Source organism: Vibrio profundi (assembly GCF_005281835.1).
In the GTDB taxonomy this organism is placed as follows: Bacteria; Pseudomonadota; Gammaproteobacteria; order Enterobacterales; family Vibrionaceae; genus Vibrio; species Vibrio profundi.
In genome coordinates this window covers 474,736-492,497 of the sequence record NZ_RZIS01000002.1, presented here as the reverse complement: position 1 = coordinate 492,497, position 17,762 = coordinate 474,736, and the positions used below count along the sequence as shown (strand labels likewise).

Annotated in this window: 12 protein-coding genes; 2 read left to right on the top strand and 10 right to left on the bottom strand. The window is 44.3% G+C overall.

The window, feature by feature from the left end; all coding sequences use genetic code 11:
* Nucleotide 1: 1 nt before the first annotated feature.
* From ELZ11_RS07105 to ELZ11_RS07070, 8 genes are all read right to left on the bottom strand, one after another.
* The gene (locus ELZ11_RS07105) at nucleotides 2–1,471 is read right to left on the bottom strand and encodes an Lcl C-terminal domain-containing protein (protein WP_137356686.1); all 1,470 of its coding nucleotides are present in this window, start codon (nucleotides 1,469–1,471) and stop codon (nucleotides 2–4) included.
* A 5-nt stretch (nucleotides 1,472–1,476) separates the two neighbouring features.
* Nucleotides 1,477–3,801 carry a proprotein convertase P-domain-containing protein gene (locus ELZ11_RS07100; protein WP_137356685.1) on the bottom strand — a complete coding sequence of 775 codons (2,325 nt, stop codon included), beginning with the start codon at nucleotides 3,799–3,801 and terminating at the stop codon, nucleotides 1,477–1,479.
* A gap of 10 nt (nucleotides 3,802–3,811) precedes the next feature.
* Nucleotides 3,812–5,944: a TonB-dependent hemoglobin/transferrin/lactoferrin family receptor gene (locus tag ELZ11_RS07095; protein WP_137356684.1), complete on the bottom strand. Its 2,133-nt coding sequence runs from the start codon at nucleotides 5,942–5,944 to the stop codon at nucleotides 3,812–3,814.
* Complete coding sequence (locus ELZ11_RS07090; RefSeq protein WP_137356683.1) at nucleotides 5,945–7,966, bottom strand: prolyl oligopeptidase family serine peptidase; 2,022 nt, start codon at nucleotides 7,964–7,966, stop codon at nucleotides 5,945–5,947.
* 188 nt (nucleotides 7,967–8,154) lie between these two features.
* Complete coding sequence (locus ELZ11_RS07085; RefSeq protein ID WP_137356682.1) at nucleotides 8,155–9,024, bottom strand: lipase secretion chaperone; 870 nt, start codon at nucleotides 9,022–9,024, stop codon at nucleotides 8,155–8,157.
* A gap of 18 nt (nucleotides 9,025–9,042) precedes the next feature.
* The gene (locus ELZ11_RS07080) at nucleotides 9,043–9,966 is read right to left on the bottom strand and encodes an esterase/lipase family protein (protein ID WP_374939808.1); all 924 of its coding nucleotides are present in this window, start codon (nucleotides 9,964–9,966) and stop codon (nucleotides 9,043–9,045) included.
* Nucleotides 9,967–10,239: 273 nt separating this feature from the next.
* Nucleotides 10,240–10,584: a hypothetical protein gene (locus ELZ11_RS07075; protein ID WP_137356680.1), complete on the bottom strand. Its 345-nt coding sequence runs from the start codon at nucleotides 10,582–10,584 to the stop codon at nucleotides 10,240–10,242.
* 11 nt (nucleotides 10,585–10,595) lie between these two features.
* Nucleotides 10,596–12,968, bottom strand: coding sequence for a S8 family serine peptidase (locus ELZ11_RS07070; RefSeq protein WP_137356679.1), 2,373 nt, complete (start codon nucleotides 12,966–12,968; stop codon nucleotides 10,596–10,598).
* 455 nt (nucleotides 12,969–13,423) lie between these two features.
* On the opposite strand from ELZ11_RS07070, the gene ELZ11_RS07065 reads away from it, so the two are divergent.
* Nucleotides 13,424–14,674: an SGNH/GDSL hydrolase family protein gene (locus ELZ11_RS07065; protein WP_137356678.1), complete on the top strand. Its 1,251-nt coding sequence runs from the start codon at nucleotides 13,424–13,426 to the stop codon at nucleotides 14,672–14,674.
* 79 nt (nucleotides 14,675–14,753) lie between these two features.
* On the opposite strand, the gene ELZ11_RS07060 is transcribed toward ELZ11_RS07065, so the two are convergent.
* Nucleotides 14,754–16,085: a DEAD/DEAH box helicase gene (locus ELZ11_RS07060; RefSeq protein ID WP_137356677.1), complete on the bottom strand. Its 1,332-nt coding sequence runs from the start codon at nucleotides 16,083–16,085 to the stop codon at nucleotides 14,754–14,756.
* A gap of 415 nt (nucleotides 16,086–16,500) precedes the next feature.
* Between ELZ11_RS07060 and ELZ11_RS07055 the strand changes: the two genes are divergently transcribed.
* Nucleotides 16,501–16,767: an Lpp/OprI family alanine-zipper lipoprotein gene (locus ELZ11_RS07055; RefSeq protein WP_137356676.1), complete on the top strand. Its 267-nt coding sequence runs from the start codon at nucleotides 16,501–16,503 to the stop codon at nucleotides 16,765–16,767.
* 30 nt (nucleotides 16,768–16,797) lie between these two features.
* Here the strand turns inward: ELZ11_RS07055 and ELZ11_RS07050 are convergent, their stop codons facing one another.
* Nucleotides 16,798–17,742, bottom strand: a complete 945-nt coding sequence (locus tag ELZ11_RS07050) for a L,D-transpeptidase family protein (RefSeq protein ID WP_137356675.1) — start codon at nucleotides 17,740–17,742, stop codon at nucleotides 16,798–16,800.
* Between the last annotated feature and the right edge of the window lie 20 nt (nucleotides 17,743–17,762).

The following is a 17,762-nucleotide window of genomic DNA, read 5'->3' as shown; positions in this document are numbered from 1 at the left end:
ATTATTGACCTTGTAGTGAAACTAAGCGAGCTGGGAACTGGTACGAATCGTCATAACTTGCGGCATCAACTGCATCCGTATAAATTTCAATATTGCCAATGGTGCCTCGGTTAGAGCCAAGCATACCTAGTTGGTTGTAGTACACCGCCCCTTCAGTTATGTAAGGAGAGTAATTATTGAAGTTAATGGCTTTGCTCCATACCGTTCCATACTCAGTGTATTCACTGCCGATCGTTTGATGAGGGAAGTACTTATGGCTAAGACCATAAACGACGCCACTCTCATGCTTCTCTGTTTCACCAAAATCAATAATATTGTAAAGCTCATGTAAGCTTGGTAAGCGCCAGTCTGACTTACCACATAAGTTCAATCCATTGATATGATTAATGTAATCCTGCGTTGAACACACTTCATCTCCGCTCGTTTTACACGTCGCCATATCCAAGTCTTTCGAAAACGGAGTGACTTCATTTGGGATTTCCAATGCTAAAATACGGTCTTTATGCTGGACGGAAGACTCATCATTTTTCTTCACTTCCCACATCAACCCGCTTCGTTGATCCAGTACGCATGACCAGTCCGCCGCTGAATCCTCTAGAGCGTTACCTGCATTATCAAGTTTTACGAACTTAAAACCTTTTCCAGTGTTCGCATCTACATCACTCTTATCAAAGCCATATTCAGCATCTTGGCCTGGGAAACTCGCGGGTGATTCAGCCACATCTTCACTGTCAGTCGCATCCGTGAAATAGAGTTGCACCCCTGTATCATTAAGAGCAGTTGCGGCTTTGGTTTTTTCCTCTACTTCTTCTAAGAAGGTATTAATTTCACTTTCCGTTAGCTGACCATTCGTAAAATCAGCACTACTTTCATCAAACGTCGCACTTACCTGAGCCAACATATAAGCTCGATTGGTAACATCGATCACCTTAATTGTAGACACCACATTTTGCTCTAAATCAGCCAACTCAGTCGCCTGAAGGTTATCTTGAATGTCGCCGCTAATCGTAATGTTTTTCGATTCTAATTGCGATTTCAGTTTGGTGTTCGCTTGAGCGATCGTTAGGCCATCCGCCATATAACCAGCAAGTAAAGAGCTCACCCCATTAATGTCATTTCCGCTCGTTTTCAAGATACCAGGCGCGGCAATGTAAACAGCTGAATTCTGTACACCGCTCATACTCTTCACTGAGACACCAGTGTCTACTTCAGCAAGGATCGGTAGGCTTAAAATACTCTTGTCGGTACTGGTTATCGAAAATTCGCCTTCAGAGTTGGCTTGAACATTGGGCTCATCCGCATCACACGAAAAGCTTTCATTCAAATCAACACAAACTCTGCTATCTAAGGCAACATTCTGAGCGACAACCTTGCCAGAAACGGTATAGGTAGGTGCTGATGTGTCGGAACTGTCCGAGCCACAGCCAGCAAGAGCCAAAGAAATGGCTAAAACGGTTAATTGTGGTTTCATAGTTATTATCTTCTTGGATGTTGTATTACAGGTTTACGAGTTAAAACACGCTGACGAATGGCCAGCAGGAATAGAATCAGTAGTGATGGGAGCGAGTTCGTCCCACCTGAGCTTTCGCTGGTTGACTGGTCTAAATTAGAAGTAGGCTCGGCAGCGGCATCGCCACATTCGTATTGCTCAATAGCGCCGACCGTCCATTGCTTAAGCAGCCCAGAATCTTCAGGAATATAATCCGCTATCTCTAGTCGCCATGTTCCCCAACCGGATTCACCTTTAAACACTTTCATTGCGTCATCATGCGCAACAGTAAAATAGCTATTAAATCCCGATTGCTTAGTAGACTCGTGGCTCAACAGTGTTGCTCTTGTTCCACGAGGGGAAGTCAGAATAACGGTCAAATCGGATAACTGAGGGTGTTCAATATCGAGAAGCACACCGAACTTGTCACCAACGACTAGAGAGCGATCAGCAACCGTAAAATTGAAGCTCTTTAGTCCAACAATGAGTTCATTCTGGTCAGTGGTTCTTGCATCTGGAAGGATGCTATTAACCTGTTTGGTCTCAGATTCAAATGTCGGGATCCCATAGACAATTCCGGTCGAATTGGCCCACTGCTGATATTGTAAAGATGGGTCAAATTGATAATCAGCATCGCTTTCTAACTCCAATGCTTGACCGCATATCTTCCCTTCTGGCAACTGAATCTCGACTTCCAATTGGTCGAACTTAGCGTTTGAAAATGGATACTGCTCTCCATCGACTGACAGATGGCCGTTCACCGATGCTTGACGCCCAGTCGGGTATAGGTTCACTGAGACAGCTTGCTCGGGATGAAGATACTTACTCTCTATTTCCAACGAAAACGGTTCTACCAACAATCCATGAAGCGAGAACTTCTCTCGTAAAATGTCGGCATACGCTCTATTGGGATACAGTTTCTCAGCGACAAACAACATATTCTGCGCAAGATCATGCATTTTTAGGCCACGACCTAACCCATACATTGATTCCAATACAATCGTATCGAATTCTTCAAACGCCGAGCCTTGGTAGCGGTTAACCCCTTCTTTTAAAGATTGGAACAAAGGTGTGGACCACAACTCATCGCCTAACTCACCCGCCACGCTTTCGTGGGCTCGATACTCAGATTGCTGGAGATAACGAGCTCTTTGGTTCCATAAACTGCGCGTTCCTTTTTTCGTGCCAAAATAGCCATCCCAGTTAAAGACGGTGTCTATTTCAAATTCCTGTCCCGTTGTTTTAGCGTCTAGATATTGGGTTCGATAGCTGTAAGTTCCTGCCCAATAATCACCTAGGCCTTCACCTATCGCTCCGGTATGGCCGTAAGCCCAATCTTTAACGATGTGGTAATGGATTCCATGGCCAAGTTCATGCAATACAACATCCGCATCCAGCGCATCTGGGGATCCTCCCCCTACACCGAACACCGCTAATTTGGGCCCCAGATAATACGAAGAGTTGTTTGCAGATAACCCGCGGCCATCAAAGTGAATAGGGCTATCAAAGAATGAAAAACCTAAATCTTTGATGTAGCGAACAGAGTGGTCGAGGTGCGTAAATGCCATTAACTGAGCAAAAGATGGATCTTGCCACTCCACCGATTTGATTTCTTCTAAGCTACTGAACGTGGTAACGCCTTCTGCAGGCAGAAAAGCACTACTATCGCGATTGGTGATTTCCCCTGTTTGCTCATCAAGCGAATAAAGTGCGATGGCATCCACCTGCGTCACATGCTCATTCGACAAATAGTAATTAGCACCGGATTTCAAAAGCTCGACAGGCTTTGTTATGTAACTCGGGGAGTTCGCATACTGAGACAGATCAGTCATTAATGATTCTGGTGCCGCCTCTCCATGCATGGTCCTTAAATCGGGGTTAAAAATGTTAACCTCTGCCGACACTAGTTCACCTGCCGATAAACTTGGAGGCAGTTCTCCTTCTAGCAAACGAGGGGCTTCAAGTTCAGATGCCACAGTGGCAACTCCATTTCTCAGCACGGTATCGACAAGGCTTTTGTAGACACGCGTGACAGAGCCATCTTGGCTCGTACTCACGACCATAGTGCGTTGAGGCATGTACTCACCGCCAACCAAGACATCAAAGCTATAGTGTGTACCTAGCTTAGACTCGGTTTGATAGCGAAAGCGGTAACTCCCTACTTCAGAGTACGCTTGATCTAAGTAAGACAAAGCTTCTTGCTGGTTGGTGACGGTGATGTTGGCTGATGGGTAGTCCCATTCTCCGGCCATACTTTGGCTAGAGAATGCAGCTCCAATACAAATCAGCGCGATATGTGAAGACAAATTCATAATCATCGCCCTAGAACTCATATTTAGCGTTAACAGTAAAGTAACGGCCAGGTTCGGTTGAATAGCCCTTAGCGTCGTCGCTGATGCCACCTACGTCTTGATAACGAATGTAGTTTTTGTCCAGTAAGTTCACTACGTTAGCGCTGATATCTAAGCCGCCATTAAACGCGTAGCTAATGCCTAGGTCTATGGTTGCCCAGCCGCTAGTTGTCGCACATTCAGTCGCCAAACCAATGTCAGTCGCACACTCTGGAACGCGATCCATCGCTTGCGCCCAATTCACCATTGAATAAGCAGAAAAGCTTTCATTGTCATATGTAAGTTCTACGTTGCCTTCCCATGGCGTTAGCGTTCTTACGTAATTCCCTTCCCCGTCTTTTCCATCAACGTAACCCGCTTTAGCGTTCAATCCCCAGTTTTGCGTAAGCTGGTGTGCAACCGACAACTCGATGCCATAGGTCTCGACTCCATTTATGTTTTGGTACTGCTTGAGGTACAGCCCTTGCGCATTCATCCCAACTTGTTTGATATCGATAAAGTTTTCAAACTTTTGGAAAAACACAGCGGTATAAAACTGAGTCGTGCCGTTATCAAACTTACTACCGAGCTCAATCGAATCACTGGTTTCCGCTTCGAGATCCATATTAGGAATAATCAGGAAAGGCGTAAGGGGAACAAAGTCATGATTGTTATAGCCATACGCTTTATCGTAGGCTGGCGCGCGGTAACCGTGGTTATACGAAACGTAGGTGTTAAGAGAGTCCGTCCAGTAATACGCTGCAGATAAGCTTGGAGACAGTTCGCTGCTGTTCATGTCTTTTACTTCGTATCCTTCAATCTCTTTATCTTGATCGGGCTGTAGACTGTGGATATCGAAACGTAGTGCACCAGAAAGTGTCCATTCTTGTAGCTCGATCATGTCACTGATATAACTGCCGAAGCTGTATTCGCGAGCAGGGGCAAAAGGTTTCTTATTTTCATCAACCACACCGTTCCAATCCATTGTCACGGTATTACTAGGGCGCTCATATCGGCTAGTCGTAGCACTGAAGCCATAAGCGAATTCATGACTTAGCCCAAACCAATTTGCACTTCCTAAAAAGTCGAAATCAGAGCCCATTAACTCGTCGTGAAAGTCTCGTTGTTCAATGGTACGACGAAGCCTTAATTGGTTATTTTCCTCACGCCACATTAATCGATTGGTATTCTCTAAGGTCTGTGTATCCCTCATGTATACCGTGGCATCGAGCTCATTAAACCAAGCACTGTCAGATTCATATTCCACTCCCAGGAGCACACCGAACTGCTCGGTTGTTTCATACTCATCAAAAGTGTCGATATTCCAAATACCATCCTTTTGAATCGAGGCCGAACCTTCTTCTCTGTCTTGTTCGTTCTTAAAGTAGTCCAACTTAGCTTTGAGCATTAAAGCGTCTGACCAATAATGATTGACGGTATAAGTGCCACTCATACCTTTCACTTCACGGATGTATAAATCTTGATCGAAGTTTCGGGTTTCTTCGCCAGTCCAGTAAGCGACATTAATCAAGCTCTCAGTATCGCCAGCGCGAAACGCAAGATTGCTTGCTCCTTTATATTTGTTACTGATCCCGGAATAAGTACCAGACACATCACTATAGAAATCTTTACCTTGTAAAAAGTCTTCTGGTCGCTTGGTCTCAATAATTACGACACCACCGATGGCTCCCGAGCCATGCAGCGACGAACTCGCTCCTTTAACGACCTCAATAGATTTAACGTTCGATAGATCAAAAGAGTTGCGGCCAACCTTATCGTTGATATCAGATGCACCGAAGCCATCAGAAGACTTCACGCCATCTTTTACGATTGCGATACGGTTGCCAGTCATGCCTCGAATCGTGATATTTTGCGGTCTACCTGCGCCTCCGGTAACACTGACTCCAGGCTCTCCTTTTAACGAATCGTAAAGCTCTGTTGCGCCCTTTTTCTCAAGCGTTTCTCCATCAATTACAGCGATTGAACCCGCGACTTCAGACAGTGGTTGCTCTATTTTATTGGCGGTAACGACCACCTCTTCAAACTGAGAAACCTCAGATTTTGCGTGCACAAAGTTGGCAGCAAGTACACTGAGTACTGCCGCTGAGATAGGTGAAAGCTTCATTTACTGCTCCGCTTTAAGCTCTTGCTGGATAAGTGATAAGAAAAAGGCGTATTCGAACGCTTGTTGAGACAAAGATTGCCTTCGGTCTGTTGAGTGACCTTGATTAAAGTTCGTCATCAGTAAATACGGACCATGACCAGTACTGACTGAACGTAATTTTTCGTAGAATTTCGCGCCTTCCCAGTAAGGAACTCGGCGATCGTTAAGCCCGACTTGAACTAGCACGGGAGGATAGGATTGGCTGGTGAGATTCAGGTACGGATCATACTTTTTCATGATCTCACGTTCTGCATGCTTATTTGGGTTGCCCCACTCACTATACTGCTGAGCCGTTAACGGTAAGTCGCTGTCAGACATGCTATTAACTACGTCGACAAATGGAACTTTAAGCACAGCGCCACTAAACGCCGTCGGCTTTTGGTTGAGCGCAGCCGCCACCAAAGTGCCACCCGCACTCGCGCCCATCGCAAAGATTGGTCGTTGCCCATGCTTAAACGTCTTCAGTATTTCGGCAGCTTTGATGAAATCCGATATGCCTTTTTGCTTATTCAGCCCTTTGCCCGCTTGATACCATCGTTCGCCTTCAAAACCGCCACCTCGTACATGAGCGATCGCATAGATCATTCCCTGGTCCAATAGACTCGTGATCTGAGGCATAAAGTAAGGCTTCATCGTCACGCCATACGCTCCATACCCATAAAGGAGCACAGGGCTAGTGCTGTTCAGTCGGTCTTTACGGTAAGCCAAGGTTACCGGCACCAATTGATCGCCACTACTCACCATAACTTGTTCTGTGTGATACAAGCTCGCCTGATAGTTCGGATATTGATCTTGAGAATACAGCGCTCGTGACAAAGACTTCGCATCAACCGCTTCCCACTTAGCAGGTTGCGTCATCGACATACTACGGATATGAAGCTTATTACTTTGGAAATCCCCTACAACACTTAGCCACGCCACTTGGCCAGATTCGGCCAATGCTATCGTGCGACGGCTTTGTCCTTGATTGTCAAAGAAATGAAGGTTTTGCAAAGCGCCATTTTGAGTGAGAACCACAGCCCCAGACTCAAACAAATAAAAGTTAGTGATACGCTCGTCGTTTTCAGCATTTAGCAATGGCAGCCATTCAGGCTTCTGAGCAACCAAATCTACGGCAACGCGATATAGGTTGAAGTTAGGATTCTGATGATTACTGTTAATGTAAAACGTTGAGCCTACTTTATCTAAATAGTATTCGACGCCTTGCTTCCTCTCAGAAACTGGCGCAGAAAGCTCACCTGATGCTAGGTTCAATAAACGCTGCTCACTGCTGCTATCACTGTTGGATTGCACAACTGCAAACTGTTTGTCGCTTGTTAGGTAGCTGGAAACCAACCACGCAGATTCGAGCTCCTGATAAAGCACTTTTTCCGCTTGCGTCGCTAACATTACTTGATGGACAGCAAACGGGCGAGACGTATCCGCTTCCTGTTTAACTAAGAATAGCGACTGTTCATCTTGAGACCACAAGATAGAGGGTTCAACGCGTTCCGCTATCGATTGAAGCTTGCCCGTTTTAAGATCAACGATGCTCACTTGATACTGCTCCGAACCCGTCAAGTCCTCAGCAATGGCTAACTGAGTTCGTGAGGCATTAAGCGCCCATGACCCAAGCTGATAATAATCAAACTGCGCAGCACGCTGTTCAATATTGAACAGCTCCAACTCATCGCCCCCGCCAATGTTACGTTGCAAGAGCGTACGCTCACCTTTGCGGGTTTGAATTGTGTATTCGTAGCCGCTAATTTCTCGCCAAGGCTTTTGCGATCGTAAAGGACGATTGCGCTGCCATTCTGCTAGCAACGAATCAATTTGAGGTTTAATTTTGGCTTGATATTGATGTGTAGATTGGTTTTGTTCTTTTAGGTAGTTCAGTACCTTAGGTTCAGAACGGCTGTCATCCCTAAGCCATGAGAGTTCATCTGCTGCATTCGCTCCAGAGATAAGCAAAGCAGACACAATTAACGCCTTAAACACTTTCATAAATACAACGAATCCACACTTCAATTTCATAAATCGAGCGTATATTGCACTCAAATGATAATGAGATCAATTATCATTTTCATATTTTAGTGATTTAAGTCGCGATCATTATTTTGCTTAATCAATATTTTACAGTGGAAAATATTACACAGCTGAACCTATTCGGTGGATTAACAGAACCTAGCCGATCATTGGCTAGCCCTGATTCGCTCTAGAGCTTGTACTCTTTTTTGTTGATTAGGTTCGAATGTTTCCGTTCTCAATTGAGCGATTAGATTTTGTTGCTCTGTCTCAGTCAAACTAGAGTCAGATAAAATTGCATTTTGCTCTTGGAAGTAGCCTTCAAGCGTAGAATTAAAATCATTTCTTTGTTGATCTAGAGCCTCTAATCGCTCTGCGCCTTCTTCACCAACCAGTTCGCTACGGCTTAGATATTTTCCCTGCTCATCTAAAGAGTCCGAGTTCGAAAGCTTAGTCAACAGTACTTGATTATGATAACTAGCCTGAACATATTCAGGCTGAGACGCTAACTCCGATTCTAATCGGCTCTGATACTCCTGATCATCTAAACCTTGCTGTTTTAGCATGAGTTTTTGTAGCGCTAAGTCTCGCATTCGATTTTCATGTTCAAACAATATTAGAATCTCTTCTTCTGTAAAAAACTCAGATTGAAGGTCTAAAATCGCTTGGTGCATAGCCTGTAAGGATTCAAGGCTAATTCCGCTAGTATTTTCATAATTATCAATATCTTGCAGAGCATACTTGTAAGACAAATATTTTTCGAAAAGCTGCTCATCAACGATAGAGACACCTCGCTCTTCATTGTAGTCTGCAACGTTTTTTTGAATCTCTTCAATGCTAAGTTCAACCGTTCCAGACACTAAATACGCCATTGTATCTTGCACCGAAGCGGTATCGAGCTCAGTGTCTTGCTGCGAAGCGGCTTTCACTGAAAGCTCTTGGTTTTGAGGCATTTCTTGTTGATCGGTGAAATAGTAAAAGACCGCACCAGCACTCACCGAGGCAATCATTAATGTAAATAGTGCGGTCTTTTTCATAGTCTCGTCCTTGTTTCCCTACAAGCCAGCTAGCTTTAAGCGATTCGCATGCTGACGGTAAAGTGTGACTGGATCAGTTTCAAATAGATGATGGATACCCAACAAGCCATTGATTTCATCCAAGTGGTTCATCTTGTAATCGTCACCAATCACTTTTCCTAGATGAGCGCTACAAACGCCAACTAAACCATCACTTGGACCTTCAAACGCCAAACCAAGAATAGTCATGGCACCATCGGTCGGATCAAGAAGGTTAGTAAAAGTGGAAGATCCAGTCCAAGAGTAGTAATACACTCCATTAGCCGCTTGCCATTCACCATCTCCACACTCCGATGTTGGGACACCTTCTGGGTAATATTGATTAAACGCCAATGAACCTTCAGTAGTAAGCGCATCCAACGATGCAAGTGCGTCTTGCTCCAAATCACTACCACCAGAAAGCAGATTGATCAATGTGGTTAGGCCGTCCGCTAATTTAACGGCGATCGCTTCGGTTAACGATCCCTCTTCAACATTGCCGCGAACTAAATCAGCAACTTTAGAGCCTTTGTGAACGCCACCGATGCTCGTCACTGAAGCGACAAGTTCAGGCCTTACTGAAGCGACGTATCGAGCTGTTGGGCCACCATGACTGTGTCCAACTAGATTGACTTTTTCTGCGCCAGTAGCGGCCAAAAGTGTTTCCACTTGCGCCAATAATTGCTCGCCGCGCAGTTCAGAACTGTTAGTCGCTGATACTTGCGCTACATACACGCTCGCGCCATCTTTGGTCAGCGTTTCAGGAACACCATAGAAGTAATCCATGCCTGCCAACGTATCAAAACCAAATAGGCCATGAACCAACACGATAGGATATTTTGTTTCTGTATAGCCACTTTGTTCTAGTGCTGATGCGCTTGTCCCCGCTATTGCACTTAAACTCGACATACATAATGCCGCCATAAGAAGTATCTTTTTCAACGTTCTTTTCCTTAAACAGATTAGACCTCGGATGAGATAAAACCCTAGAAGAAGAAATCGAAAAGGAAAAATGTATAGATCAGGATTCGTGATGATGATTTCATATTCAACAGAACTATTGAACGTAATTATTCTCAGAGGCTAATTTAGACTTAACTTATTAATTTTTATTGATATTTTAGCGTTTAAAACACGAGTGAGATTACAATTAAAAAAGCGCTTCAACGAATGAAGCGCTGTTTAGATAAAGAAATACTATTGAGTGTATGGTGAACGTTGTGGTTCTTCTTCAACATAATCGACAAAGGTTTGTTGCCCTAACTTTGCCATCGCATCTAAATCAGAAGCCACCAATACGACCCGTCGGCTTGGCATATGATCCACTATTTCGATCTTTTGCTCAGACAAATACCCTAAGACTTGTGGCTCATTACCTTTATGGTATTTCACATAATATCGGCCAGTGGCATTTTCCACCTCTTGGCTAAGCTCCCCGTCCAGAATGACTTTTTCTGAGCTCGCGTTGGTGTTGATCCCATAAATGGCGACCAAGGTTAGCCCAAACGCAACCAAAGACTTATACACTAATTTGAATTTCATACTGTTACTCTCTATTGAAAGTTCAAGCCCCAGCTAACTAACTTACCGGTATCCTGATTAGCGCTATCCACAACACTCAACACCCATTCACCTTGAGCTTCAAAGCCAGTGAAATCGACATTGTAAGAAGTATTCAAGTTAGCAGAAGAACCGCCAGTATTGTTATGAAGTACGGCTTCTCCACCCGTTGGCGATGTAACGGTTATCTTAAGATCGCCAATGTAAGTATGCTCAATATTCAAATCGATCGAGACTTGCCCAGCATCGCCAGTGCGTGAAACCGAGATAAGGCTTGTTGCACCTACCGTGGAGTTATCTGGGATCACAACGCTATCATTATTAACGTAGTTTGCTGGACCGCCCGTATTACCACCCGTTGAACTTCCGTCATGAGTCGCCACTAAGGTTGCACCTTCATACGCTGCGTAGCCATACACTAGTACTTGGTACTGACCGGATTGCGCGTTGTTGATCACGCATTCTTCACCATTACCACCAGCCCAAGAACGGCAATCGTAACTGCTTGTTGTTGGCTCACCATTCAATTTCACGTACATGTCCGCGTCACCTGTACCGCCAGACAGCTTAAATGTTGCTGTCGTCGCATCAGCTGGTACGTCAAACGTGTAAATAGTGCTTGAACGCAAGCTACCTGAAACAGGAGATTTATCCACGCCATTCACTAGTACTAAATCAGTGTTACCACCATCAGGGCCGTTACAACCTGCATCTAAGTACTCTTTTGCAGCGTTCGTGTTGATCAAACCATAACCTGTTCGGTCATCACGCCCAGCAACATCAATATCCGTTGCTGTCGCTTTCAAAGCAGAACGAACCTGAGCTGCACTACACTGTGGATGGTAGCTCCACACCAAAGCGGCTACGCCCGCCGCATGCGGTGTCGCCATTGATGTTCCATTGTAGTATTCGTAATCTTCGCCTGTAGTCGTTGAAACGGTTACAGGTTGACCTACAGCATTCGCAATTTCTAAGCCTAGCTCTCGATCAACAGTTACAGAAACCATTGAGTAGCGGTCGTTATCGTCCAATACGAATGGGTTTTGCAAGCCTGACAACGCTTCATTACTGTAAACAATCGCTGCTTTAGCACCCGCATCATAACAAGCTTTTACCGGATCTATTTCAGGTCGGTAACCTGTTCGTTGGTTTTCGATTCGCTCAGTCACACAGACTTTCTCGCTCATATCGCCACAGCTGTATGAGTTTGAGGAAATATCACAAGTCGCAATCTCGGCAGTAACGGACCCAGCGACAGGGCTCGATTGATAGCTGCCGCTTCCATCCAGTGTTTTACGGTTATGTGGCACAACACCGCGCTCAAAGTAGCTCACACCATTTAGGTTAATATCAGAAAGAACGCCCTCTCCGACAGTTACCGTTGAAAGCACCGCTACACCTGGCGCCGCCACTTCGACCTGATCGGTAGCTTGCGAAAATGCAGCATGATGATTTTGATTATCCGTTGCCGCAATCGACATCACTGAGTCGTAAGAAGCTGGATAGCTATGCGCCGTATTTCCTGAGTTACCCGCTGCGGCAATCAGTAATACACCATTGTCGTATTGCTCTTGCAGAGCATCTCTTTCTGTTCTGCTCGACTGGCTACCACCTAAGCTCATGTTAACGACATTTGCGCCATTTTGAGCACAGGTATCAATTGCTTTCACTAAGCTAGAAGAGTATCCCCAGCCAGATTCATTGAATACTTTGACAATGTGCAGGTTCACATTCTGATTTGCCATTACACCGACCACGCCTTCGCCATTCGCGACGGCTGCAATCGTACCCGCTACGTGTGTCCCGTGAGCATTGTTATTCCCAGGGTTACTCCACTGGCCCGTTCCGCTGTCATTGGTACCATCAACACGGTTACCACTTAGATCGTTATGCGTTAAGTCGTAACCTGAATCAATAATACAGACGGTTCGATTTCCGGTATTTTCATCGGTCAAGTTGGCCACATTAATAGCGCCTTGTCCCCACGGCGTAGTTTCACTTAACAAGAAACGCGGTGGATCCACTTCGATGTATTCAACATCAGAGTTTTGCTTCAGGCTCGCTAAGTCTTCCGATTCTAGTTCAACGCTGTAGATGGCTCCTGCGCCAAGCTTCTCGACATTCCCAGCATTCACTCGATCAAGTACTGACTCTTGTACCATCCTAGCGCCCCAAAATGGATTTAACCCCATTGTTGAAGGGACATTAGAGCCCGAATCTTTAAATTTCACCATGTATTTTACAGGCAAGCTGCTTTCATCCACTTGTAGTAATGGAGCAGCCTGGCCGCTTGTCGCCACTGACAATACAGATGCTAAAACACTAAGTTTCAGTAACTGTTTGTTTTTATTATTTGTATTTTTCATTTGCTCTTTTTCCTTGTAGGAGCGTTGTTTATTCACTACTGATAACTGATTAGTCATTTAGCCAATCGAGTTAACAGGAAACGAGCTATAGATCTTATGAATTTGATTATCAATTTTATAAAAAATAAAACTCAACCAATTGCACATCAAATCACAACTAAAACACCATTAGTTAACAACAAATAAACTTAAACTTTATCTTATAAAGCAATAGCTTATATTTATTTTATAAATTTAAAGTCATTTATTTTGAATAATTACTCTATTGCATATTTATGATAGAAATACCAATAAAGGTAAAAGTTTGATCTTTGTACCAGTTAAAGAACGATGTGAATTTAAATATATTGACAGCTCAGCATTGAAGGAGGATATAGGTCTGACCAGTGATTGATAAATCGCATCAATGACTGGTTGTTTGAATAGTCACTTACTCTAATTAATAAGAATATCCTATGAAAAAAACGACGTTACTTCTTGGCTTGATGATGCCATTTTTCGCGAGTGCAGCAGAAGATGTGCCTCTCACCCCTGAAGCCATTACTTCAGCCCAAGTGATGGCCACTCAAAACTCTGAAACCTATTCTTATGTCCGCTGCTGGTATAGAACTGACGCCAGCCATGATTCACCAGCCACAGATTGGGAGTGGGCAAGAAAGGACAACGGCGATTACTACACAGTAAATGGGTATTGGTGGTCTTCAGTCTCATTCAAGAACATGTTTTACAGCGACGCGCCACAAAGCGAAATCAAACAGCGATGTGAACAAACCCTAGATTTATCTCACGACACCGCTGACATCACTTATTTTGCTGCTGACAATCGATTTTCATACAACCATTCAATCTGGACAAACGACGTCCCACTTCAACCGAATGGCATCAATCGTATTGTCGCTTTTGGTGATAGCCTGTCAGACACTGGTAATCTATTTAACGGTTCGCAATGGATCTTTCCTAACCCGAACTCATGGTTTCTTGGGCACTTTTCTAACGGGTTAGTGTGGACTGAATATTTAGCGAACGCCAAAGATGTGCCTTTATATAACTGGGCAGTTGGCGGAGCAGCTGGCACAAATCAATATGTCGCGCTAACGGGTATTTATGATCAAGTAACGTCTTACTTGACCTACATGAAAATGGCGAAGAACTATCGTCCAGAAAATAGCTTGTTTACCTTAGAGTTCGGCTTGAACGATTTTATGAATTACAACCGTGAAGTATCAGACGTCAAAGCTGACTTCAGCAGCGCACTAATCCGACTCACTGATTCTGGCGCCGAAAACATCTTACTCTTCACCTTGCCAGACGCGACTAAAGCGCCACAGTTTAAATACTCAACAGATGAAGAAATCGTCAAGGTCCGTGCTAAAATCATGGAGTTTAATCAATACATTAAAGAGCAAGCGACCTACTATCAAAACAAAGGTAAAAACGTCATCTTATTTGATGCAAGTGCGCTTTTCGCGAGCATCACAGATTCACCTCAGCAGCATGGGTTTAGAAATGCGAGCGATGCATGTTTAAATATCCAACGCAGCTCTTCACTCGATTATTTGTATAGCCATAGTTTAACCAACGACTGTGCTTCCTATGGTTCAGACAGCTATGTGTTCTGGGGAGTCACCCACCCAACGACAGCCACACATAAGTACATCGCAGATAACATCTTGCAGAACTCGTTCTCTACATTTACGTTCCAGTAACGCAGACAGTTAGCGGTTCACCAAGCTTTAGGTACAAAAAAACCGCCAATATTGGCGGTTTTTTTCAATGCGGTGATCGTTACTCGTCATCCACTTTCGGTGCAACTTTCTTCTTAGGAACAAAGACGCTGTCACCCACAGCCACATTGTTGTGGAAGCTCTTATCACGTTTAACTGGTTTCTTCGGTGTTTTCTTCGCATGAGGCTTATTCGCCTTTTTAGCTGGACCACCTTTTTTGAACGCCGGTTTACGTGGCTTAATGCCTTTAAACTTACCTTTTAAACCTTCTAATACAGAAAAGTTAAGGTCTTGTTGTAAGTAAGTCTCTACACGCTTAAAGCTATCCCAATCTTTAGGGCCAACTAGTGAAATTGCATCACCTTTGTTACCCGCACGGCCAGTACGGCCTACACGGTGCACATACTCTTCAGTATGTTTTGGCATATCAAAATTGATTACATGACTTACGTTTGGAATATCGATACCACGTGACGCAACGTCCGTCGTCACTAGGATTTTATACACCGCACGCTCAAACTGGCTCATGATCGCATTACGCTGAGTTTGGTTTAAGTTACCACTTAACGCGACCGCTTTAAGCTTCTTCTCATTTAGCTTTTCAGTTAAACGATCGGTATCTGAACGGGTTGCCGTGAAGATCATTACCTGACGGTAATCTGCTTCTTCAATGATGCGATCTAAAATTGCTTCTTTATGATCTAAGTGATCACAAAGGTAGAATTTTTGCGTAATGTCTTTGTGCTCTTCATTCGATACACCAATAGAAATACGCTTAGGAGAATCTTGCATTTCAGCCGCGATATCGTTCACTTCTGCGTGATCTAAAGTTGCTGAGAACATCAAGGTTTGACGGCGACGATGTTTCGCTGCACCAGCGATACGACGAAGCTCTGGGGCAAAACCAAGATCAAGCATACGGTCAGCTTCATCTAAAATAAGCGTATCAACGCCATCAAGGAACAAAGAACGATGCTCTAAGTGATCCGCCAAACGGCCTGGTGTTGCAACGATAAAACGTGGGTACTTACGCAGCGCTTTTACTTGGTCGTTGAAGTTCTCACCACCAACAATCAGAGTAGCATCGTAAGATAAACCATTAAGCATGCCACGAAGTTCACCGTACACTTGCTTAGCAAGTTCACGTGTTGGCGCAAGAATCACACCGCGAGGGTCTTTTGCTGAAAAAGCTTTGGTTTTTAGAGCCTTGTGCAACATTGGCAGAACAAACGCTAAGGTTTTTCCTGAACCAGTTTTTGATGAAGCCAATAGATCCTTACCGGCAATGGCAACAGGAACGGCTTGCTGTTGGATCTTAGTCGCTTGTTTGAAATCGAAATGTTTCAAGTTCTTCAGTAAGCGATTATCTAGGCCTAAATCTTTAAAGTGCAAAAGGACTCTCCAGTCTTGTGATTCTATATCGAAAATTATTTAACACGATATGATAACGCGAAACGGGCGAGTATGGGTAGAGATCACATAAAATTAATGTGGTTGTGAAACAATTCACTGACAAGAGAGAACGCTAAACCGCGATAGAAATACGAAAACTGCCACGCAGTCTTGCAATCACAAGGCCTTTCGCACAAATACGATTGGAAGATTCGTAGATATTGCAGCACTTAACAAAAAGCCTCTCAAAAGTGAGACAATCTCCCAATGCCAATTTATTTGCGTCAAGTATTTGCTAAATATGTCGGGCGAAACTATGAGCATTAAATTTTAGTCGCTACAATCATAACTGACGCGACTATATGCTTAAAAATGTATAGCGCTTCTATTGATACTAAATAATCAAGGAGTTCTCATGAACAAAACGTTAATCGCAGCTGCTGCATCAGTATTCATTCTAGCGGGTTGTGCTTCGGGACCTGACGAAGCAACAATGGCAAAAGTGGATGACCTTAACAGCCAACTCGCTCAACTTAAGAGTGACGTAGCTGCGCTTAAGAGTGAACATGCGAATGCTGAAATGAAAGCGAAACAAGCTTCAGACGCAGCAATGGCAGCACAGGAAGAAGCAGCACGTGCGAACGAGCGTATCGATAATATTGCTCAGTCGTACACAAAATAATTAATCGATAATATTGACGTGTAGCGCCTACTATTCAGTAGGCGCTGCTATTTCTACCGGAATACCATTTTGAGCAAAGATAGCTGCTCTCGCTTTCGTGTCCGATAAATTAGCCTCCGCTAACCACCAGCTCAACTCCAACGGAACGTTCAACGATTTTTTCGAACCATCGCTACGAGTCAGCGGCTCATGCGCCTCTATAAACACACTTCTATCGGGCTCAAGTGCAATTTTAATTGGCTCATTGATGATTTTAACCTTTTCGCCTTTTGCCACTTTTTCGAACAACCATTCGATGTCTTTTGGTTCCATACGAATGCAGCCCGCACTGACACGTAAGCCAATCCCAAAATCCTTATTCGTGCCGTGGATCAGGTACTCCCCCGAGCCATACGCCAGCCTTAAGGCATATTCACCCAAAGGATTTTCAGGACCCGCTGGCACCACATCTGGAAGTTCTATGCCTTTTTCAAGATACTCTGCTCGAATAGAGCTTGGAGGCGTCCATGTCGGATTAGGACGCTTTTGACTTATCTTGGTTACCATTTCTGGAGTGTCGCGGCCAACTCGGCCAATACCAACGGGGAATACATGTACTTGATTGAGTTCCGGCTCAAAATAGTACAAACGCAGCTCGGCAAGGTTAATCACTATGCCTTCACGCGCAGTTTGGGGAAGAATGAATTGTGTAGGAATGCTGAGCACATAACCGTCGGCAGGAAGAAAAGGGTCCACACCTTTGTTCGCAGCCATCAACGATAAAAAACCCACATCATACTGCTTGGCTATCTGCGCTAGGGTTTCTCCTTTGCTCACTTCATGATGCTGAATTCGTCCGACTACTCGACTATCGTCTTCCGGCAAATTAAACGTTGCCGCGAATACTGAATGACAAAACACACCAGAGACTAACACCGCGGCTTTAAGCGAGGCTTGAATACGTACTGCGAGCGTTGTCTTACCAAGAAGTGACATAGGTTTCCTTATTGCGCTGT

Excerpts from the sequence above, each read along its gene's own strand:
- ELZ11_RS07085 (WP_137356682.1), bottom strand. The coding sequence starts at position 9,024 with ATGAAAAAGACCGCACTATTTACATTAATGATTGCCTCGGTGAGTGCT.
- ELZ11_RS07095 (WP_137356684.1), bottom strand. The coding sequence starts at position 5,944 with ATGAAGCTTTCACCTATCTCAGCGGCAGTACTCAGTGTACTTGCTGCC.
- ELZ11_RS07065 (WP_137356678.1), top strand. The coding sequence starts at position 13,424 with ATGAAAAAAACGACGTTACTTCTTGGCTTGATGATGCCATTTTTCGCG.
- ELZ11_RS07075 (WP_137356680.1), bottom strand. The coding sequence starts at position 10,584 with ATGAAATTCAAATTAGTGTATAAGTCTTTGGTTGCGTTTGGGCTAACC.
- ELZ11_RS07050 (WP_137356675.1), bottom strand. The coding sequence starts at position 17,742 with ATGTCACTTCTTGGTAAGACAACGCTCGCAGTACGTATTCAAGCCTCG.
- ELZ11_RS07070 (WP_137356679.1), bottom strand. The coding sequence starts at position 12,968 with ATGAAAAATACAAATAATAAAAACAAACAGTTACTGAAACTTAGTGTT.
- ELZ11_RS07080 (WP_374939808.1), bottom strand. The coding sequence starts at position 9,966 with ATGGCGGCATTATGTATGTCGAGTTTAAGTGCAATAGCGGGGACAAGC.
- ELZ11_RS07100 (WP_137356685.1), bottom strand. The coding sequence starts at position 3,801 with ATGAATTTGTCTTCACATATCGCGCTGATTTGTATTGGAGCTGCATTC.
- ELZ11_RS07090 (WP_137356683.1), bottom strand. The coding sequence starts at position 7,966 with ATGAAAGTGTTTAAGGCGTTAATTGTGTCTGCTTTGCTTATCTCTGGA.
- ELZ11_RS07105 (WP_137356686.1), bottom strand. The coding sequence starts at position 1,471 with ATGAAACCACAATTAACCGTTTTAGCCATTTCTTTGGCTCTTGCTGGC.
- ELZ11_RS07055 (WP_137356676.1), top strand. The coding sequence starts at position 16,501 with ATGAACAAAACGTTAATCGCAGCTGCTGCATCAGTATTCATTCTAGCG.